This window comes from Mesorhizobium sp. P2_F8 (assembly GCF_056403655.1).
The window spans coordinates 14,210-31,019 of the sequence record NZ_JBFUFB010000028.1 but is presented as its reverse complement, the minus strand read 5'-3'; the positions used below and the strand labels follow the sequence as shown (position 1 = coordinate 31,019).

20 protein-coding genes and 1 pseudogene are annotated in these 16,810 nt (G+C 58.8%); 9 read left to right on the top strand and 12 right to left on the bottom strand.

The window, feature by feature from the left end; translation table 11 throughout:
- On the bottom strand, positions 1 to 278 hold a 278-nt coding region (locus tag AC1DZP_RS33625; protein WP_477308401.1), incomplete at its 3' end, for an inorganic diphosphatase.
- Between the two features lie 113 nt (positions 279 to 391).
- Between AC1DZP_RS33625 and AC1DZP_RS33620 the strand changes: the two genes are divergently transcribed.
- Positions 392 to 601, top strand: coding sequence for a hypothetical protein (locus AC1DZP_RS33620; protein WP_477226478.1), 210 nt, complete (start codon positions 392 to 394; stop codon positions 599 to 601).
- Positions 602 to 760: 159 nt separating this feature from the next.
- Here AC1DZP_RS33620 and AC1DZP_RS33615 read toward each other — a convergent pair whose 3' ends face one another.
- A complete protein-coding gene (locus tag AC1DZP_RS33615) occupies positions 761 to 1,039 on the bottom strand; it encodes a hypothetical protein (protein ID WP_477308399.1) in 279 nt (92 codons plus the stop codon).
- 280 nt (positions 1,040 to 1,319) lie between these two features.
- Here AC1DZP_RS33615 and AC1DZP_RS33610 point away from each other — a divergent pair, with 280 nt between their 5' ends.
- Positions 1,320 to 1,511 carry a hypothetical protein gene (locus AC1DZP_RS33610; RefSeq protein ID WP_477226477.1) on the top strand — a complete coding sequence of 64 codons (192 nt, stop codon included), beginning with the start codon at positions 1,320 to 1,322 and terminating at the stop codon, positions 1,509 to 1,511.
- Between the two features lie 162 nt (positions 1,512 to 1,673).
- Here the strand turns inward: AC1DZP_RS33610 and AC1DZP_RS33605 are convergent, their stop codons facing one another.
- Positions 1,674 to 2,429: a DUF1236 domain-containing protein gene (locus AC1DZP_RS33605; protein ID WP_477308397.1), complete on the bottom strand. Its 756-nt coding sequence runs from the start codon at positions 2,427 to 2,429 to the stop codon at positions 1,674 to 1,676.
- Between the two features lie 1,099 nt (positions 2,430 to 3,528).
- Here AC1DZP_RS33605 and AC1DZP_RS33600 point away from each other — a divergent pair.
- Positions 3,529 to 3,735 carry a hypothetical protein gene (locus AC1DZP_RS33600; RefSeq protein ID WP_477226475.1) on the top strand — a complete coding sequence of 69 codons (207 nt, stop codon included), beginning with the start codon at positions 3,529 to 3,531 and terminating at the stop codon, positions 3,733 to 3,735.
- Positions 3,736 to 3,894: 159 nt separating this feature from the next.
- Here AC1DZP_RS33600 and AC1DZP_RS33595 read toward each other — a convergent pair whose 3' ends face one another.
- Positions 3,895 to 4,500 carry a cysteine hydrolase family protein gene (locus AC1DZP_RS33595; RefSeq protein WP_477308406.1) on the bottom strand — a complete coding sequence of 202 codons (606 nt, stop codon included), beginning with the start codon at positions 4,498 to 4,500 and terminating at the stop codon, positions 3,895 to 3,897.
- Between the two features lie 216 nt (positions 4,501 to 4,716).
- On the opposite strand from AC1DZP_RS33595, the gene AC1DZP_RS33590 reads away from it, so the two are divergent.
- Positions 4,717 to 5,016, top strand: coding sequence for a DUF1236 domain-containing protein (locus AC1DZP_RS33590; RefSeq protein WP_477226474.1), 300 nt, complete (start codon positions 4,717 to 4,719; stop codon positions 5,014 to 5,016).
- Positions 5,017 to 5,086: 70 nt separating this feature from the next.
- On the opposite strand, the gene AC1DZP_RS33585 is transcribed toward AC1DZP_RS33590, so the two are convergent.
- The 4 genes from AC1DZP_RS33585 to AC1DZP_RS33570 all read right to left on the bottom strand — a co-directional run bounded on the left by AC1DZP_RS33585 (position 5,087) and on the right by AC1DZP_RS33570 (position 6,936).
- Positions 5,087 to 5,356: a hypothetical protein gene (locus tag AC1DZP_RS33585; protein WP_477226473.1), complete on the bottom strand. Its 270-nt coding sequence runs from the start codon at positions 5,354 to 5,356 to the stop codon at positions 5,087 to 5,089.
- Between the two features lie 9 nt (positions 5,357 to 5,365).
- Positions 5,366 to 5,608 (bottom strand): hypothetical protein, encoded by a 243-nt coding sequence (locus AC1DZP_RS33580; protein ID WP_477226472.1) that lies wholly within the window; start codon positions 5,606 to 5,608, stop codon positions 5,366 to 5,368.
- Positions 5,609 to 5,679: 71 nt separating this feature from the next.
- Positions 5,680 to 5,901, bottom strand: coding sequence for a DUF768 domain-containing protein (locus AC1DZP_RS33575; RefSeq protein ID WP_477226471.1), 222 nt, complete (start codon positions 5,899 to 5,901; stop codon positions 5,680 to 5,682).
- Between the two features lie 174 nt (positions 5,902 to 6,075).
- Positions 6,076 to 6,936, bottom strand: coding sequence for an ATP-dependent DNA ligase (locus tag AC1DZP_RS33570; RefSeq protein ID WP_477308395.1), 861 nt, complete (start codon positions 6,934 to 6,936; stop codon positions 6,076 to 6,078).
- Positions 6,937 to 7,252: 316 nt separating this feature from the next.
- On the opposite strand from AC1DZP_RS33570, the gene AC1DZP_RS33565 reads away from it, so the two are divergent.
- The 3 genes and pseudogenes from AC1DZP_RS33565 to AC1DZP_RS33555 all read left to right on the top strand — a co-directional run.
- On the top strand, positions 7,253 to 7,585 hold the full coding sequence (locus AC1DZP_RS33565; RefSeq protein WP_477308393.1) for a helix-turn-helix domain-containing protein: 333 nt from the start codon (positions 7,253 to 7,255) through the stop codon (positions 7,583 to 7,585).
- Between the two features lie 353 nt (positions 7,586 to 7,938).
- Entirely contained in the window at positions 7,939 to 8,343 is a 405-nt protein-coding gene (locus tag AC1DZP_RS33560) for a response regulator (RefSeq protein ID WP_477226469.1), read from the top strand.
- A gap of 998 nt (positions 8,344 to 9,341) precedes the next feature.
- Positions 9,342 to 9,663: pseudogene (locus AC1DZP_RS33555) on the top strand (BA14K family protein); the annotation flags it as partial.
- Positions 9,664 to 10,870: 1,207 nt separating this feature from the next.
- On the opposite strand, the gene AC1DZP_RS33550 reads toward AC1DZP_RS33555, so the two are convergent.
- The 3 genes from AC1DZP_RS33550 to AC1DZP_RS33540 form a co-directional block, all read right to left on the bottom strand.
- Positions 10,871 to 12,793, bottom strand: a complete 1,923-nt coding sequence (locus tag AC1DZP_RS33550; RefSeq protein ID WP_477308405.1) for a hybrid sensor histidine kinase/response regulator — start codon at positions 12,791 to 12,793, stop codon at positions 10,871 to 10,873.
- Positions 12,794 to 12,957: 164 nt separating this feature from the next.
- Positions 12,958 to 13,173: a hypothetical protein gene (locus tag AC1DZP_RS33545; protein ID WP_477308391.1), complete on the bottom strand. Its 216-nt coding sequence runs from the start codon at positions 13,171 to 13,173 to the stop codon at positions 12,958 to 12,960.
- A gap of 59 nt (positions 13,174 to 13,232) precedes the next feature.
- A complete protein-coding gene (locus tag AC1DZP_RS33540; protein WP_477308389.1) occupies positions 13,233 to 13,475 on the bottom strand; it encodes a hypothetical protein in 243 nt (80 codons plus the stop codon).
- Positions 13,476 to 13,778: 303 nt separating this feature from the next.
- On the opposite strand from AC1DZP_RS33540, the gene AC1DZP_RS33535 reads away from it, so the two are divergent.
- Both AC1DZP_RS33535 and AC1DZP_RS33530 read left to right on the top strand, forming a co-directional pair.
- Positions 13,779 to 14,534 (top strand): DUF4142 domain-containing protein, encoded by a 756-nt coding sequence (locus tag AC1DZP_RS33535; protein WP_477308387.1) that lies wholly within the window; start codon positions 13,779 to 13,781, stop codon positions 14,532 to 14,534.
- A 25-nt stretch (positions 14,535 to 14,559) separates the two neighbouring features.
- Entirely contained in the window at positions 14,560 to 15,162 is a 603-nt protein-coding gene (locus AC1DZP_RS33530) for a hypothetical protein (protein ID WP_477226465.1), read from the top strand.
- A gap of 97 nt (positions 15,163 to 15,259) precedes the next feature.
- Here the strand turns inward: AC1DZP_RS33530 and AC1DZP_RS33525 are convergent, their stop codons facing one another.
- Positions 15,260 to 16,411, bottom strand: a complete 1,152-nt coding sequence (locus AC1DZP_RS33525) for an extracellular catalytic domain type 1 short-chain-length polyhydroxyalkanoate depolymerase (RefSeq protein WP_477308403.1) — start codon at positions 16,409 to 16,411, stop codon at positions 15,260 to 15,262.
- Between the last annotated feature and the right edge of the window lie 399 nt (positions 16,412 to 16,810).

The following is a 16,810-nucleotide window of genomic DNA, read 5'->3' as shown; positions in this document are numbered from 1 at the left end:
CGCAAGGCGCCCAGCAGATCGCATTTGATCACAACGCCAGGCGCGGTCGATGCCTGATGGATCACAAGCCCATCCAGAGGGTCACCGTCTTCGCCCAACGTAGAGGGAATGAAACCCCAGTCATAGGGATATGTCATTCCGACCGGTAGGGGCCGGACGTAGCCAAACACCTGCGTTCCCGGATCGAACGCAAGCTTCGCCGCGGCGCCGCGTGGGGTTTCGATCACTACGCGAATGAGGCCTTTGGTGGTCGTCGGGAGCTTCAGGTAGTTGGGCATCGAGACGCCTCTCTTTCGGGTTGACTATCTGTCCGTCACCAATCGCTCGGGCACGCGATGGAACTTCAGAGCGCACGGAATGTTCCGAAGAGCCGACTAAGGAGAGGTCCGATATGACAAAAGCTTCTTTGCACATGCTGAAGGGAGTGGGTTATCTCATCTCGACGACGAGCGTCATCATGCTCGCTATCGTAAGCTGGTCGAGCGCTTCGAAAAGCGATGTGCTCACAGCCTGCCTGGTTGGCGGCGCAGTCTTATCGATCCTCGGCATGTTCTGCCGTTGGATAACATATGAAATTGAGAAGCGCCGAGAGAAGAACTAGCCGGCGGATGGGTGGCTGGCGCGTTCTGGATATCCGCAGTTTCGGCGACGCCTGACCTGGAGGATGTGGGCGGCTGCGGGCAACCTCCCCGCCATGGCGCTCGCCTGCAATTGGTCGAAGGCGGGCTCGGTGCGCTCGCCTTCGACCTTCGACCTAAATTCAGCCGCCCATCTTCTTTGCCATAGCGCAGAAATCTGCGTGCGACTTGTTGAGTGTGGTGTCGCCGCAGTCCTTCAACACCGCCTTCTGTTCGTCGGGTTTCATCGCCATCCATGCGGTCTTGAAATCCCCTTCCGTCCTCAAGGTTTTCATGCCGGCATCGGTGAAGAACGGCGACATCTTTGCCGGGTCGTCAAGTGCGGATGTGCTGCCGGCAAGAGCCGAACCAGACATCATTGCAAGCGCCATCGCGCCCATTGTGAGCATCTTGATGTTCATTGTTTCCTCCGTCGTTAGGTCATTCGTCTTGACCTTTCGGAAAAACGTCATCTGCTGAACTCGGTTCCCAGTGCATGCATCTTATGTTCACCGCACGGCGCAACCTCCCGTCGGGGGATCGTCCAAAAGGTTGTATTCCGACAACTCTGGCGAGAACGCTATGGTCGCTTCTCGGCGTCGTTTCCCTCAAAGCGCCGCCGGTAGGCTCGGCGCCCTCTGGTTTATTCAGTGTCAAGGTAGGGCGCCGGTACGTTCCCCATTGCTTTCTAGGGAGGCTGCGATGGATAGCGTGACGACGAACGGCAAGGTTTGCGCTTGCGTTGAAGTGGTCGAAGCCTGCGGAGAATGGTTCGTCCGCGTGGTCGATGGCGACGAAGAACTTACCCGATCATTCGAGCTGGAATCTTTCGCTCTCGCCTATGCAGAGGGCCAGCGGCTACGCTTAGGGCTTGCCGCATTCAAACGGATCTAGGCAGCTGCGGGTTCGAGCCGGGGGCTTTTTGCCGCGCCGGAATCTGCTTTCATGACGCGAAAGCCATTCTCCGTTCGCCCATAGTTGATTCATCGGTAGATTTTCATGGAAACGCCCGCCACCTGGATGTGGCGGGCCATTGGAGCGTTGGCCATAAAGTAGTCAGGTCAGGATAAGCACGATCTTCAACGTGTCTGGATCGACTATGATGATCCGACCGTCGGCCAATACGAAATACTCGTAGCTTTCATAGGCTGGTACGATCTTGACGATCCGCGCGGGCAGACGATGCAGCCGGATCTTGTGCCGGGGAACCTCGACGCCGACCGAGATGTCGAAATCGACATTGGACACCGGCTCGACGCGGGTCTCCTTGATGACCTGGGTGATCTGGGTTTTCTGTTCGACCGTCACATTGCTGATGGAAGCAGTTGACCCCTGATCAGTCTGTGTCGAGGTCTTGCCCTGGGCCTGCTCGTCGGTCTGGGCCTTGGCCTTCCCTTGAGCCTGCTGGTCTGTCTGGATCTTGGTCTTGCCCTGGGCCTGCTCGTCGGTCTGGGCCTTGGCCTTCCCTTGAGCCTGCTGGTCCGTCTGGACCTTGGCCTTTCCCTGAGCCTGCTGGTCGGTCTGGATCTTGGTCTTGCCCTTGGCCTGCTGATCGGTCGCACCTGCCTTGCCCTGGGCCTGTTCGTCGGTCTTGAGCTTAGGCTTGCCTTGAGCCTGCTCATCCGTCTGGACCTTCGCCTTGCCTTGGGCCTGGTCGCCCATCTTCATCTTCGAGCCCTTTTGACAGTCTGCTGCGCCGGCCGCGCAATTGGCGTCGCCGCCCGACTGAGTTTCAGCCGGCTGTGTCTGAGCAACTGCGACACCGCATCCGATGCTGAGCGCGAGCATGCTGGTAATCAGAATATGCTTCATTGGAGGTCTCCTCGAAAGCATCAGTCCCTTCGCGGGGGTAAACCTCGACGAAAAAACTTAGTTCCAGGCGAAGGCAAAAGCCACAGGCAGAGACTTCTCGGAACAAGCTGAATAGAGTGCAGGCTGACCTTAGAGGACCGCTGCCGACAATAGCAGAACGAGGCCGATCCCCATCATCAGCAGGCCAGGCCAGTTTTGCGACGGGCCAAGGAATCCGAGACCGCGCCGACGCGGCTCAAGTGTCGGACCTGGGGTTGCGAGACTTGGCTTTGGGCGATCAGGCCTAGCAGCAGAAGGCACGGGATCGCTTAGTCGTCCGCGCCATAAGACCGCGCCGGCCATGTACACAATGCCAGCGACAGTAAGCAACGCTCCAACGATGATAACGGCCATTTCGAGAGAACGGTTGAAGATCCCCAGCGGTTCCACCAAAAAGCCAGGCCCAACAGGCGCCGGCCATCTTCGACGCGAGCGCCTTTTTCTTGTCTTTGGTGGCAAGCGCGGTGCGGCAATGCGGTTTCTCGAAAATGCTGACGAGATAGGTCGCGAGAGGCTTGTCAGACATCGCCCGGCGCGCTCACCTCAGCATCCACCAAACGATTGCGGAACACAGCAAAACCACGAGCGCGGCACACGTGATCAATATACCGCTTCGCGTTTGCCACCTTGGCGGCTTAGCCGGCACAAGCCTGAACTGCTGCGCATGCTCCGTAGCGATTTTCAGCAGGGATAAAGCAGTTTCGTGCGGCGTCCACCCCTGCGCTTCCGAGGCCGTCACCAGCGCTGCGAATGCGGCTTCCAAGGCGACTTCACAGTTGGCCTTCCGGTCTGGGCTATCCTTTGGCAGTATAGGCGGTTCGACGGCTCGGGACATGCAGACAAATCGGCTCGCCGATGAAAGGTTCCCGCGTTTAAGGCCTTCACTTTCGAAAGCCGGCTTCCAGTCGCGATTGCGCTTCCTCTGGCGGACCTGATTTTCCGCTTGGCCGGCGCCTTTCAGGCAACCTCCCCTATGGCGTCGGCCTTCTTCCTCCTAGCTTGCCTTCGCGCACAGGTTGCGCGATGCTGCCCTCGGGGAGTAAAGAGATGGGGCAATCCAATGGCAGCCGAGATCAAGAGCGAGAAGCAAGCAATTACCATCGACAAGTGGGAGGTAGCCATGAGTGAAGCAGTCGGAGGCGTCGTTCTACTACTGTTCCCGACCGATGGTGATGTTGTCCCGATCATACTTAGGCCTGCTCAGGCAACAAAATTGGGCCACGATTTACAATCGCCCAAGTTCGTACCGAAGCCGACAGTCCAATGATCTAGCGGCTACTGGCAGCCGCCAATGCGGCTCAAACACGCTCACCACGTAGGCCCTTGCGGGATACCTGTCATCGCCAGGTCTATGCGCTCTAGGCGCGTAACGTGGCCGGTCCGGGTTCGGTGGACCCTCGTGATAGCGCCGCATTCAACTTTGACATCACCAGCCTGAGAGAACCGTCTCCATCTCGACGGTCTCGACCTGCTGCGCGAAGCGCTGGTGATAGACTGTGAGGAGCGCATCATGTGTCGCGTCAGAAGAGCTGCACAGAGCGTCGGTGACGACAACCACCCGATAGCCGAAATCGATCCCGCCGAGTACCGTGGCCAGAACACACACGTCGGTTTCGCCGCCTGTGATGACCAGCGTGTCGACGTTCTGGCCTATCAGATGGGCTCTTAGGGGGCCTTCGAACCAAGGCGAATAGATATGCTTGTCGATCGTCGTTGCCGGCGGACAGTACTCCGCGAGTGTCGGCAACAGTTCGACCATTTCGGGGCCCATGTTTTGGATCGTCATCGAGGCCCAACGTTCATAATAGCGCTTCCATGTTCCGGTGCCTTGCCCGGATTTGCGAGCAGGAAGGAAGCGCGTGAAAACCGTCTGCGGCGCGCGCCTTGCGACAAGCCGCTCTATCTGGGGGAGGACGCGGCTGATCCAGGGTGTCGCCCATGGTGACGGTTCGGCAAACAGGCGCTGCATATCCACACAGATGTGCATACATCGATCGCCTAGCGGGCCATATACTAGTCCATGCATCGACATGCAGATAGAACCTCGGCAGGCTGCGAATGTTCCAATGCTTCGGCGCCGCGCAGGAAGAGAAGCTGCGCCCGCGGCGGTCTGTGTTTTGCGACAAGACTTCGGTCCCATGTCCCGTCCGACCGAAGCCCAACCCTGGAACGTTTGCACTTGTCCAAGGTTCGGGTGACTTGGCGACTGACGATGTGGTCAACGCCTAGTGTCACGAAGGAGGAAATCATGAGAATGCATCTTACGGGCGCCGCTGCGGCGTTGTTGCTCTTCGCTGGTGTCGGCGCGGTCGCTGCTCAGGACGTCGTCATCACGCCTGAGCAGGATACGGTCATCCATGAGTATGTGAAGAAGCAGCCCTTGGCATCCGTGAAGATTCCCGGCGTCGAACTCAATATCGGCACAGCTCTGCCCGACACGGTCGAGCTTCATGAAGTGCCCAACGTCAAATACCGTTATGTCGTTGTCGACAACCGGACGGTTCTTGTGGATCCCGGCACGCGCAAGATTGTCAAAGTCTACAACTGACGAATCTAACTGTTGAAGCCCGTCGCCCAAATTGGCGGCGGGCTTACCCGATCATTCGAGTCAGAGGCGCTTAGTCTAAGCGCCGCTGCCCTGCTGTCCTCGGATGGCTGGTGAACGAGATGTTTCGGTCAGGGCGCCCCGCGTGCCGGCAGGGCTGGCAAAAGAGCACCTTGATCAAGTCCCAATGCAGGCAGCCGTAGTCCGCGCCGAGACGGTCAACCAGCGCCTGGATATCGATGTCCACATGGCGGCGGCATGTCATGCAGTCGACCGAAAGCCCCGACCCGATCTGCAGCTTCTTGCCGAGCGTGTCCTCGACAAACGGATATTTCATGGTCATGGGATTGCGCTACCCATCCTTGGGAGGCCGCACCGGTCCTGTCCCGAACCATTGAATGAAGGGCGCATCCTTGCCGGTGATGTCCTTCACCGTCTTCAATAGCGCTTCGTGGGCACGCTGGAGTGCCCGGTAATGCTCGCTGCTGGGTGATAGCAACGGCTGGACGATGCTTTTATGAAGTCGTTCCGCCGCCGTCAGGAAGCGCTCGATCTCAGCCTCTGAAAGCTGCTTGGAAAGCTTGGTTCTGGCCATAGGCGAACTCCGTTAAAGGGGATCGCCGCAACGGGAGGATTCTATTCCTCATCTGGATTGGCCGGCAAGGCCTATTCGGGCAAGCCCGATTCGTAATGCACAATCGCGTCGAGGATCGTTCGATAGAGGCTGTCGACTTCCTCGTCGATCTCGTCCCGCTTGATCCCGATCGACTTGGCGTCAGCGATCAGCTTGTGGGTGAGTTCGTCGACCGAAATGACATCGGCTTTCGTCGTCTCCGGCACGTTGTTGGCCAGCCATCGATCTAGGAAGTTGATGCCGCGTGTGCTCATTTAAAGATCCACCACCCAGCCAGCGCGCAAATGGCGACCACCAATGTTGCAGCCAAGATCAATATCCCCTTGCGGTTCTGCCACTTCGACGGAGGGCTCGGCACCAGTTTTTCGGGGTTCGATCGGTCGTCCATAGTTGAATGAATTTGCGTGCGGATATTAGGTTCCGCTAACTCATTTTTCCCAAAAGTCCTGAAGCGAGGCGTGACGCAGTTGCTCCTCGCCTTTCAGAAACTTGACGCGGCCCACAAGGCCAGGCTTGAGCCACTCGGCGTTTTTCTTCGCCAAGGCTACCGGCGCTGGAGCGCCCACCTTGCCTTCGACGCGATCCCAAAGCCCCTGGCGCTTGTCGTGCTTGAAGATGACAACGGCCCCGCCGACGTAGCGACCTTGGTCCGCCATCAGCACCATCGCCGGCTTGCCGCTTTCGCGCTGCACCCCGATGATGTCCATCTCCTTTTCGTCGTAGCACTTGATCTTGCGCCAGTTCATCGTCGGCCCGCTGCGATAGACGCTGTCCCTCCGCTTCGAAACCATGCCCTCCAGGCCAGCGTGATCCACAAGCCGATAGACAGCGTCACCTGTGCCCGGCATGGCTTCGCTGAATTGAATGCGGCTGGCGGCCGGGATCATCTCCTGCAGAATGTCGCGGCGGTCCCTCACCGGCATGTCGCGCAGATCGTGGCCGTTGATGTACAGAAGATCGAACGCTACCAGGTAGAGATCCTGTGAAGGCCGGCGCTTGGTGACGGCCGATTGCAGAGCATGGAAATCGGACAGGCCCGCCTCATTTGTCACGATGGTTTCACCATCGAGGATGAAGTTTTCAGCGTCGATCGAGGCCGCTTCCTTGGCAAGGTGTCGGTATCGGGACGTCCAGTCGTAGCCGTTCTTGGTGAACAGGCGGATGCCATCGGCATCCTTGATGATTTGGGTGCGGTAACCATCAACCTTGATTTCATGGATCCAGTCGTCGCCTTCGGGCGGCCAGTCGACCAACTCCGGCTCCATCGGCTTAATGAATTTCAGACGCATGCACTGACCCGCTAGTCGCGCTTCAATTAGCATACGCTAAAATATCTATGGAAACATTTTAGGCAAATTGAATGTTTGAAGGTGATGACAAAGCTATCCGACCTTGGACCGCCCATTCCTGGTAAGCGTCACGCGGGCGACCATTCCGACGAACAGGACAATTTCTATACCTGTCCAATCTGCGGCCAGATGGTCGACATGTGCGATCTGCGACAGGTCATTTGGCACGAACGGCCGAAGCACAAGCCGTTTATCGTGCTCGTTGATTAGACGCGGCGCTTCAGGAAAATTGCCCTTTCCGTTCCATTAGCGGCCAGTGAAATGTTGGTCGGAACCTTCTGCCCGGTCCCCTGTTCTGCAGAAAAGTCCGTGGAGTGGAGATGTCACTTTGCGAAACCTGACGGCAGAGCAATCGCGAGCAGCGCGCGCGCTATTAAACTGGTCCTGCGTGAGGCTTGGCGCCAAGTCCAACCTGAGCGAAGACACGATCCGTGAGTTTGAGAACGGCCACAGAATGCCGGGTCCGGGCAACCTCACGCGCATCCGACAGGCATTGGAAGCAGCCGGTGTTGTCTTTACCTCTGGAGAGCCGTCGCTAACCAATCTCTCTGAGGGTGAGGCCGGCGTAATCGGATCTAATGAGATGTAGTCCTCATGGCTAGCCACCGCAACGAGCCGAAAAACTAATCGTTCCAACAGGTCACAGAAAGCCGCAAGTAGACAGCGATCCAGCGCTTTAAACGGAACCCCGCCGACCGGAGCCAGCGGGGCCTTGAAATGCTGTTTTCAAACAGCCTGCCTGTGAGGCAACAGGCTTCTTTGAGAACTTCCTGAGAGTGTCGATGTTCCGCCCGAAAAACAAAAAGCCCAAGGCCTCGAGGTAGCGGGCGATGGGCCCAAAAAGACGCCGCCGAGGCCTTCGTGCATGCTTTCGACAGTTGACCAATTGGAACAAATACCGGCCTCGCGCGTAATCGGTGCGCAAACTGGGGAGATTAACAAATGTATGTCGGGGCGGTTCTGGTCGTTGAGGACGAGCCGCTAATCCTGCTCGATCTCGAATCGGTGTTAGAGGAAGCCGGCTTCGAAGTAGCGTCGGCCCCAGATGCCGCACAGGCTATCGCGGCTTTCGATGCAGCCCCGGACAAGTTTAAGGGCCTCATTACAGACGTCCGCCTAGGGGCCGGCCAGTCCGGTTGGGAGGTAGCCAGGCATTTGCGGCAAGCCAACTCAACCATTCCCGTGATCTACATCAGCGGAGACAGCGCCATTCACTGGGGCGCTGAGGGTGTGCCTAGTAGCGTGATGATCACGAAGCCGTTCGTCCTGGCCCAGATCATCACGGCTCTTTCCACGCTGCTGAACGAGCAGCCGACCATCGACCCAAATAACTCCACATCTCTTTGACGTTGGTCGTATTCGGCTGCTGCCAACAAAAGAGCCCGCCATCGGGAACGATGGCGGGAGCTTGGGTGGCTGCTCGGTGAGGGGAGCCGAGCAGGATCAGAACTTCCACCGTCTGCAACGGGTTCCAGCCTGGCACGCAAAAAAGCCCGCCACCTTTCGGCAGCGGGCCAGCTTTGGCGGAATCACTGGGTACAGTGATCTCGCCGAACGTCGTCGGTGCGAGATTGTTCCAACGGTCAGGAAAAATGCCCGCCCGAAATGGGATATGGGCGGGCAGGGTCTGGAGTGCGCCGGGATCAACCAGCATAGGGTCAACGATCGGCGCAATGGCCGGTTGCCGCTCATTTAGAAAATTTGAATTTTCGGATAGCGGCCTATAATTCGTCAGCCGGCAAAACCCACCCCTCTTTGCCGGTAGGCCCGGCGGTCAGTCCCCGAGCCCCCCGCTATGGCCGCCGGACCACGCGCTACAACGCGGCCTTGAGCGCGCGGTCCTGCCAGCGGATTGTGTTCACCCAGAAGCGGACAGTCAGACTTTCTGTCCATCACCAGGGCCACGCCCGGAGCCGCGAAGGGCATTCCCAGCCACGACATCGACGGCACCGTGCCTCATCGAACGTGACGAGTGTCAACTTGGGTCGTGAGCCGAAATTCAAATTTAGACACTCGGCTCATGCCGCGCCAGCACACTTCCTGGAACCAGATCCATCGCCCCGCATTTTGTTTGGATGGGTAGGGTTGAAGGAGCGCAAGGCTTTGTTGGGAATCGCCGGAGGTTTCTTGCTGACGCTCGCGGTCTTCGCCAGCGGCCTTGCATTCGCCGCATGGCTTCTCGCGGCCCTGTGAAGACGGCGGCACAGTCCTTCGAGCGCATTCCGGCTGAGCAGGCTGAGATACCCGACGCCTCCGCCATGGCGAAAGCGCTACCCGACCCCATCGTGACTTCCGCCGTCCAGCCTTCGACAGGCGAGGTCAAGGCAACAACGGCCGAATTGCCGGCCGCCCATGTCGAATGGTGCGAGCCGCTACCGGTCCTACAACCCCGAGGACAACAGCTACAGGTCTTACACAGGGCGGCAACGCCCATGCATATCGCCCTATTCCGCCACAGCGCAGCCGCCCGATGCCGTCAGCTACGTTGAGGCAAACGATGCGTCGATGAATGGATACGTTCCGACGGATGAGTGGGCGACGGCGGAGGGCAGCCCCCAGCTTTCGTCCGACCACATTGACTATTGCTTCAGCCGTTACCGCTCCTTTCGGCCCGAAGACAACACCTACCAGCCCTATTCCGGCGGCCCGCGCAGGCAGTGCCAATAGCGCTGGTCGCTCAATCTCTCCATGAACGCAAAAGGCCCGCCACCTTGGGTAAAAGGTGACGGGCTCCAAAGTCGCCAGCAGAGGGACATTAGCTGGCAGAGAGGTAACTTTCTGCAGAAATATTAGTTGCGTCTAAAATAATAAACTCGCCTTTGGCTAGCCCGCCGGCCGAAGCCAGCGGGCGTGAACGACGTTCTTAGCGTCGGGATATGAGCAAGCAGAGCTCGCGGAGGTCGCGATCATAGGAGCCAGAGCTGCTCAGCACGTCCGCGCAGCGCTTCTTCATCCGCGCTAGTTGGCTGTCAGGCATGTCGGCGACGACACGTGTCAGCCTTGCCCTGCTGGGATTGGACGCGATGCTCGAGTTCGTCGGATTGGTTGGATTGGTGCCAACGCCGGCACCAACGCCGGTCCCTACCCCTGCACCGACGCTATTGGCCCCTCCTATATTCGCACCGGCACCGGCAGTGACGCCGCCAGTCCCGCCGACATTGGCGCCAGCACCTGCATTGACGCCATTGCTGCCACCGACAGAAGCACCGAGGCCAGCGCTGGCTCCATTGGAACCGCCAACATTTGCGCCGCCGCCAGAGCTAACCCCGCCGCTGCCGCCGACTGAGGCGCCTGTACCAGCGTTGACCCCGCCTCCACCGCCAACTGAGGCGCCAACGCCAGCATTGATACCGCCGCCGCCACCGACTGACGCGCCGGCTCCGACGCCTATGCCCGCAGTATAAGCCGGGAACGACAATGAGATTGCAAGTATGCTGCCAGCCAAGGTCTTGGCCAGACTTCTGTTCAGGGAGTACATGCGATCCTCCTTGGTTGCCTTAAACAGCCGTGAATGACTGTGCAGGAACAACTTGCGAAGGGCACATTAGCGCCATCGCATAAAAACTTACTCGGGAGCATGGCTTTCGAACCATCAATGCAGCTGTCTCAATTTGATTCGAACCTTCGGCAATAAAAAAGGCCCACCGCCTTTCGGCAGCGGGCCGGGGTCTGGCATAGGCCTCGCCCCGCCCGGGGCGGACAACTCGGCCAGCCAGCCTGTGACCGCGCTTTCGGAAAAAGCCCGCCACACCATTCGGCGGGTGGGCAAGAGGCAGCAAATGGGAGGTGATTGGGGTCACCTTTGCCGCGTATCAGAACGCCGGGCGGCAGGCATAGTTCCATATGGCTGGCGCCCTACTCTCAAGGCAATGCGTCACCTTCGAAGCGCGAGATCCATGGCCTTCTCCAAGTCGTCGTCGAAAAACGGTTTGGCCAGGCGGGTTGCGGTCGTCTGTGTCCCGGAAGGAAGCTCGGCATAACCCGTCGCGAGAATTACAGGCAGGTGCGGGCGCTCGGCTCTAACCAGATCAATCAGTTCGACGCCGGTCATGCCTGGCATAGCATGATCCGTGATGAGCAAGTCCAGCTTCGGCTCCCCCCTGAGTACTTCCAGCGCACGTACCCCTGAACTTGCTTGGGAAACGGAATGTCCAAGATCCTCCAGCATCGCGACGGTGTTCATCAGCACCAGAGCATCGTCGTCGACAGCCAGGATTGTAAGTGGTTGCCGGTTCGTGCCGGGCATCTGCGGAGCAGGCGTGTCATCTGCAGGCCGCGACGACATCGCCGCCGGGAGCCAAATTTCCACCTTGGTGCCGGCACCGGGTCGACTGTCAATCATAAGCCGGCCTCCGGACTGTTCGGAAAAACCTTGCGCCATCGCGAGGCCTAGGCCGGTCCCTTTACCTACGCCTTTCGTCGTGAAGAACGGTTCGGTCGCACGGGAAAGTGTCGCGGCATCCATCCCTTGCCCTTCGTCTTTCACGGAAAAGCGGACGTAGCGACCGGCTTTAAGCTTGTGATCGTTGAAGACGTCCAGTTCTTCAGCGTGAGCGCTTATAACAAGCGATCCTCCAGAGGGCATGGCGTCGCGCGCGTTGACCGCGAGATTTAGAAGCACGGACTCCAATTGGTTGGGGTCAGTGACGACATTAGGCAGTGACAACGGAAATTGGGTTAGGATTGCGATCGTCGGACCAATTGCCCTTTCAAGCATATCCGTCATCCCACGCACGAGATCGGGAATCGAGACCGTTTGTTGATCGAGATCCTGGCGGCGAGCGAACGCCAGCATCCGCTGGGTGAGCGTTGCTCCTCTAGCAGCGGCTTGCGACGCGTTATCCAAAAGCGAGAGAAGCCTGGAATCATCCGAGACGCGTCTACGTATCATGGAGAGGCTGCTCTGGATCACCATCAGAAGATTGTTGAAGTCGTGCGCTACGCCTCCGGTAAGCTGGCCAATGGCTTCCAATTTCTGGACCTGAAAGAGCTGTTCTCGTGTTTGCTCCAGCTCCCTTAGCGCCTTGCTGCGCTCCGTCACGTCGCGGGTGATCTTCGCAAAACCGATCAGTTCCCCGCCCTCATTTCGAATTGCATCGATGATGACATGGGCCAAAAATGTGCTGCCGTCTTTGCGCACACGCCAAGCTTCGCGCTCGAAACGCCCCTCCTTGGCATCAGTTGCAAGACTCTCTTCCGGAGCGCCGGCCTTTCGATCGGCCTCGGGATAAAAGCGCGAGAAATGCTCGCCAAGAATTTCGTGCGCCTTATAGCCTTTGATCCGCTCGGCGCCCAGGTTCCAGCTGCTCACAAAACCCTTCGGATCCAACATGTAAATGGCGTAGTCAGCGACGCTCTGGACCAAAATCCGGAACTGTTCTTCGCTGCTCCTCAGCGCTTGTTCAGCGCTTTTCCTTTCCGTTAGGTCTCGCGTGATCTTTGCAAACCCGACGACTTCGCCATCTGTGCCGCGGACGGGATCGATAACAACATGCGTCCAGAACTCGGTGCCGTCCTTGCGGACGCGCCAGCCCTCGGCTTCGAACCGACCTTCCGTTGCAGCCGTCTTCAGCGCCATTTCGGGCAAACCCGCAGCTCGGTCGGCCGGCTTGTAGAATGTGGAAAAATGCTGGCCAATGATTTCGTCAGCGGTGTAGCCCTTAGACTTCTCTGCGCCTGGGTTCCAGCTGATGACTGTCCCGTTCACGTCGAGAAGATACACCGCGTAGTCGGTAATCGATTCAACAAGCACACGAAACCGATCCTCGACCGGCAGAGACGAGGCCGTCCGTACGATGGGGGACTTTTGCAAAAGGTGCTGCTCCAAACGTCAACTAGCTGAAACGCTATGAAGCGCTTCCGGTTCCGACATCAAGGATCAACGAAATGGCGCTTGAACGAAGCGCTGTATCCGCAGCGGCACCGGTGCCAGCCATCATTTCGCGATTTGCTGGCTACCGCTCAGTCGACCTCGATAATCTTTCGTCCTGGTGTCTTGACGGCGCCTCGACGGCGTTTGGCCGGAGCCGTCTTTTCGACAGACGCTTCCACGGAAAGGCGCTGCTCTCGCAGTCGCGCCGTCTTGGCATCTCTCGCTAGGCGCTCAGCCTCGATCGTCAGTTTCGATTCGCGATCAGCGCGCTCAATCCGTTCCTTGTCGACGCGTCGTYGGGTCATGAAASCCTCCACCGCCAGAGACCATGAATTCCTAGCCGGCAAAAATGTTCCTAAATCCATCAGCTGGTCGACTGACGCGGCTCGCTCACGCCAGTTTCGTCAACTTCCGCTTCCATCTGGTCGCCGACCAACCTGGCCTTRTSSGCGCCGATGATGGGTTCACCATCAAATCCYTGCAGCCATGCATCGGCGTATTCGTCCCAGACCTCGGGCACCACGCGCTCCTTGCCGTCCTTTCGAGCCTGCACGCCRTACATCCAAGCGTAGGTGATGCGCTCCTGGTCCTTCTTAGCCARGGCCATTTTCGTCTACCTCCACYCCTCTCCTCGCGAAYCCGAAATGCCCGCCTCGGTTTGTTTTGCCCCACCCCGAGACGGGCTGTGGAAGCTGTAGAGGCAACTTCCACACTCCRATGAGAATGTTCCTCGGCGAATATTAGCAATCTTTTGACAGCMAAACCGACCGGTCCAGAGCGCGGTCGCCACTCTCCGAGCCATAAACAGGGTGCGCCGATCAATGCCAGTTTATCGCTGACCGTCCGGAACAAAGCCGACTGGCGCAGGTTGGGCCCTTAGCACATGTGTGCACAAACAAGGACCTATCCCATGAAAACCCGCCTACTTTTGGCCTCACTGGCCACAGCTACAGCTATGTCTTTCGCCCTGCCCGCCCTTGCTGCCGACAGCGCGCAAGACTTTGTCGACAAGGCCGCGGCAGGCGGAATGTTCGAAGTGGATTCCAGCAAGGTTGCCGAAACCAAAGCACAGGACCAGAGCGTCAAGGACTTCGCGCACAAGATGATTGACGATCATGGTGCGGCCAACGCCAAGCTCGAGACAATCGCCGGCGAGCAGAAGCTAACAGTCCCGAAGGAACTGGACGCCAAGCACAAGGGCGATGTCGATACTCTGCAAAATGGCAAGGATCCGATCGACACACCCTACGTCCAAATGCAGCGCGATGCGCATTCCGATGCGGTCAAGCTGTTCGAGAGCTACGCCAAGGATGGCGACAACGCTCAGCTGAAGACCTTCGCCCAGGAGACAATCCCGACACTCAAGATGCATCAGGAAATGATCGAAAAGATCGCGTCCAAGATCGATGACAAATCGGCGGCCACCTCCTCGACGACCCCGGCCGTAGCCGCCACCGACACCGCGAACCCCTCCGCTCCCGTTCCTGGTGCGAACAGCTTCACCGAGGATCAGGCCAAGGATCGCATTCAGGACGCCGGCTTCTCCGATGTGTCCAAGCTGGCCAAGGATGATCAGGGCATCTGGCGCGGCCAGGCGAACAAGGGCGGCAAGACCACGGCAGTAGCGCTCGACTACCAGGGCAACGTCGTTGCCGGCACCAACTAACCAAACAGAAATCAGGAGATCCAAAATGAAAACCGTGACCGGACTATTCGACAATTATGACGACGCTTCCGATGCCGTTGGCGAACTGGAAGCGACGGGCATTCCGCATTCCAACATCAGCATCATCGCCAACAATGCGGACAACCGGCGCGACCATGACGAATCCAAGGCTGCGGACGATGCAGCGGGCGGCGCCGGACTTGGTGCCGTTGTCGGCGGTGCTGGCGGACTGCTGACCGGGCTTGGCCTCATGGCCATCCCGGGCGTTGGTCCGGTGGTGGCCGCCGGATGGTTGGCTGCCACTGCAGTCGGTGCGGTTGGGGGCGCCGTCGTCGGCGGCGCTGCCGGCGGCATCGTCGGAGCCCTCACTGATTCCGGCGTCGCAGAGGACGATGCCCACGTCTATGCAGAGGGTGTGCGTCGTGGCGGCACGTTGGTCACCGCCAAGGTAGACGACCCGCTGGTGGCAAACGCCGAAAGGATTCTGGGGCAGACCAAGTCCGTGAACCTGGAAGAGCGTCGTGGAGAATATCAGGCCGGCGGATGGACAGGTTTCGACGCCGATGCCGAGAACTACGCCTCGAATGAAATTGGGCGAGACGGCGCTCGTCGCGTCAATCGCATCTAACCGCGCGAAACTTCCCGGCCGGAACTTCGACCTTTCGGCCGGGAAACCTTCTTGGCATCAAGCCTTGTCGGTCTTACCCAGCCAAAGAGCTTTTGAGCTAACGCATCAARCCGGCTGCSCGCAGAGCGTCCTCAATCACCTTGGTAAWGCCTGTGGCCGAACCGCCGCGAGCATCAGGCTGAGGCGCCTTTGCGGCATCGGCGCGTACTGCTCGCGGATTTTCCGCAGGTGCATAAGTCCTCACTGCTTTGCCCGCCGATCTTCCCGGCGCTTCCCCAGATCTGGCTTCAGTTCGGCTTGTAAGACCCCAGAAATCCGCAATATGGCGTGTTGATGAAATGCCGACGTTCAGCATGAATGGGGCGGCAACGCCCAAGCCATCATCACCGAGCGTCTGCAGTGGCGTGCCATGGCCCATGCCGGCAATCGTGTATTTCTCGATCAACTCCTTGCCGTCCGCGCCGCACCACACCTGACGTATCTGTCGATCGACCGTTTCTTTTCGGGTGGGGCTGGCGCCCACGCCGTGAACCGCTTGCCATTGGGCGAGAATGGAATCCGCGTTCGACGCGACCACGGTGGTGTCGGCCGCGCCCTGCCAGATTGAAATCTTCGGCCAAATCCCTTTGTGGGGCGAAGCTTCCGCAAGGCGCCTTTGAAGTTCAGCCTTCGAAGGGCCCCCATGGCCACGCATACGATCGAAGGCTTCCGGGATCGTCGACGCGCTGCCGTAGGCGAGCCCTGCTATGATTGCGCCGCCRSCGAACACTTCCGGATATGTTGCCAACATYGCCGCCGCCATGGCGCCGCCGGCRGAAAGACCSGTGATAAAAATGCGCCGGTYGTCGAGGCCATGCTTTGTCACCATGGCTTGGATCATCTGGCGGATGGAGAGCRCTTCTCCACGGTCGCGCGTGATATCTTCGGGCACGAACCAGTTGAAGCAMARATTGGSRTTGTTGCCRCGCTGCTGCTCCGGAAAYAGCASYGCAAAWCCCTGGTCGGTCGCCAGCTTCGACCATCCAGATCCATGATCGTACCCATCCGCCGTCTGCGTGCAGCCATGCAGGACGACAACTAACGCCGCTCCCCGCGGGAGATTCTCAGGTGCGTAGAAGCGCCCACGCAAGGCACCGGGATTGGATCCGAAACCGGCTATGTCGGACAAGCGGTCGTCGCGGTGCGCGGACAAACCCGGCCGGCCACGCATAGCGGTCAGGCGAGTGATTGTATCTGAGAGGTTTCGCAAATCGAGATCCTTAGCCGCCAGGGTGACGAAAACCGCGCACGATAATGCACAGGCAACAACATCGTTGCTGCACTGCACAATAGCAAGCTTACGTGAGGTCATAGTCCAGCCGGCTCATGAGCGGCTCCGGTCGGCCAAATCGACTTTGTACGGAACCCCGAGCCCTCGCGTTGGAGCCCAATTGGACGGCATTCGGCTTATTCGAAGGAACCAAAGTCGCGGGAAGAGCTTCAATCATTGAGCGCCCCGACAGCGCGCATCGGACATGCAGGAGGAACGAATGGGGTTTTTCGGCAAGGTGTTCTCGGGCCTAACTGGCAGGAGAGCCGATGACAAAAAGACCACAGGGGACATGCGCAAGGCGACAGGCGCCGGGCCAGCCATAGCGGCGCACTCCAA

What these genes read in the sequence shown, in the direction of transcription:
- AC1DZP_RS33570 (WP_477308395.1), bottom strand. Translation starts at nt 6,936, where the DNA reads ATGCGTCTGAAATTCATTAAGCCGATGGAGCCGGAGTTGGTCGACTGG.
- AC1DZP_RS33575 (WP_477226471.1), bottom strand. Translation starts at nt 5,901, where the DNA reads ATGAGCACACGCGGCATCAACTTCCTAGATCGATGGCTGGCCAACAAC.
- AC1DZP_RS33595 (WP_477308406.1), bottom strand. Translation starts at nt 4,500, where the DNA reads ATGTCGATGCATGGACTAGTATATGGCCCGCTAGGCGATCGATGTATG.
- AC1DZP_RS33535 (WP_477308387.1), top strand. Translation starts at nt 13,779, where the DNA reads ATGAAAACCCGCCTACTTTTGGCCTCACTGGCCACAGCTACAGCTATG.
- AC1DZP_RS33620 (WP_477226478.1), top strand. Translation starts at nt 392, where the DNA reads ATGACAAAAGCTTCTTTGCACATGCTGAAGGGAGTGGGTTATCTCATC.
- AC1DZP_RS33590 (WP_477226474.1), top strand. Translation starts at nt 4,717, where the DNA reads ATGAGAATGCATCTTACGGGCGCCGCTGCGGCGTTGTTGCTCTTCGCT.
- AC1DZP_RS33580 (WP_477226472.1), bottom strand. Translation starts at nt 5,608, where the DNA reads ATGGCCAGAACCAAGCTTTCCAAGCAGCTTTCAGAGGCTGAGATCGAG.
- AC1DZP_RS33600 (WP_477226475.1), top strand. Translation starts at nt 3,529, where the DNA reads ATGGCAGCCGAGATCAAGAGCGAGAAGCAAGCAATTACCATCGACAAG.
- AC1DZP_RS33530 (WP_477226465.1), top strand. Translation starts at nt 14,560, where the DNA reads ATGAAAACCGTGACCGGACTATTCGACAATTATGACGACGCTTCCGAT.
- AC1DZP_RS33615 (WP_477308399.1), bottom strand. Translation starts at nt 1,039, where the DNA reads ATGAACATCAAGATGCTCACAATGGGCGCGATGGCGCTTGCAATGATG.
- AC1DZP_RS33605 (WP_477308397.1), bottom strand. Translation starts at nt 2,429, where the DNA reads ATGAAGCATATTCTGATTACCAGCATGCTCGCGCTCAGCATCGGATGC.
- AC1DZP_RS33560 (WP_477226469.1), top strand. Translation starts at nt 7,939, where the DNA reads ATGTATGTCGGGGCGGTTCTGGTCGTTGAGGACGAGCCGCTAATCCTG.
- AC1DZP_RS33610 (WP_477226477.1), top strand. Translation starts at nt 1,320, where the DNA reads ATGGATAGCGTGACGACGAACGGCAAGGTTTGCGCTTGCGTTGAAGTG.
- AC1DZP_RS33585 (WP_477226473.1), bottom strand. Translation starts at nt 5,356, where the DNA reads ATGACCATGAAATATCCGTTTGTCGAGGACACGCTCGGCAAGAAGCTG.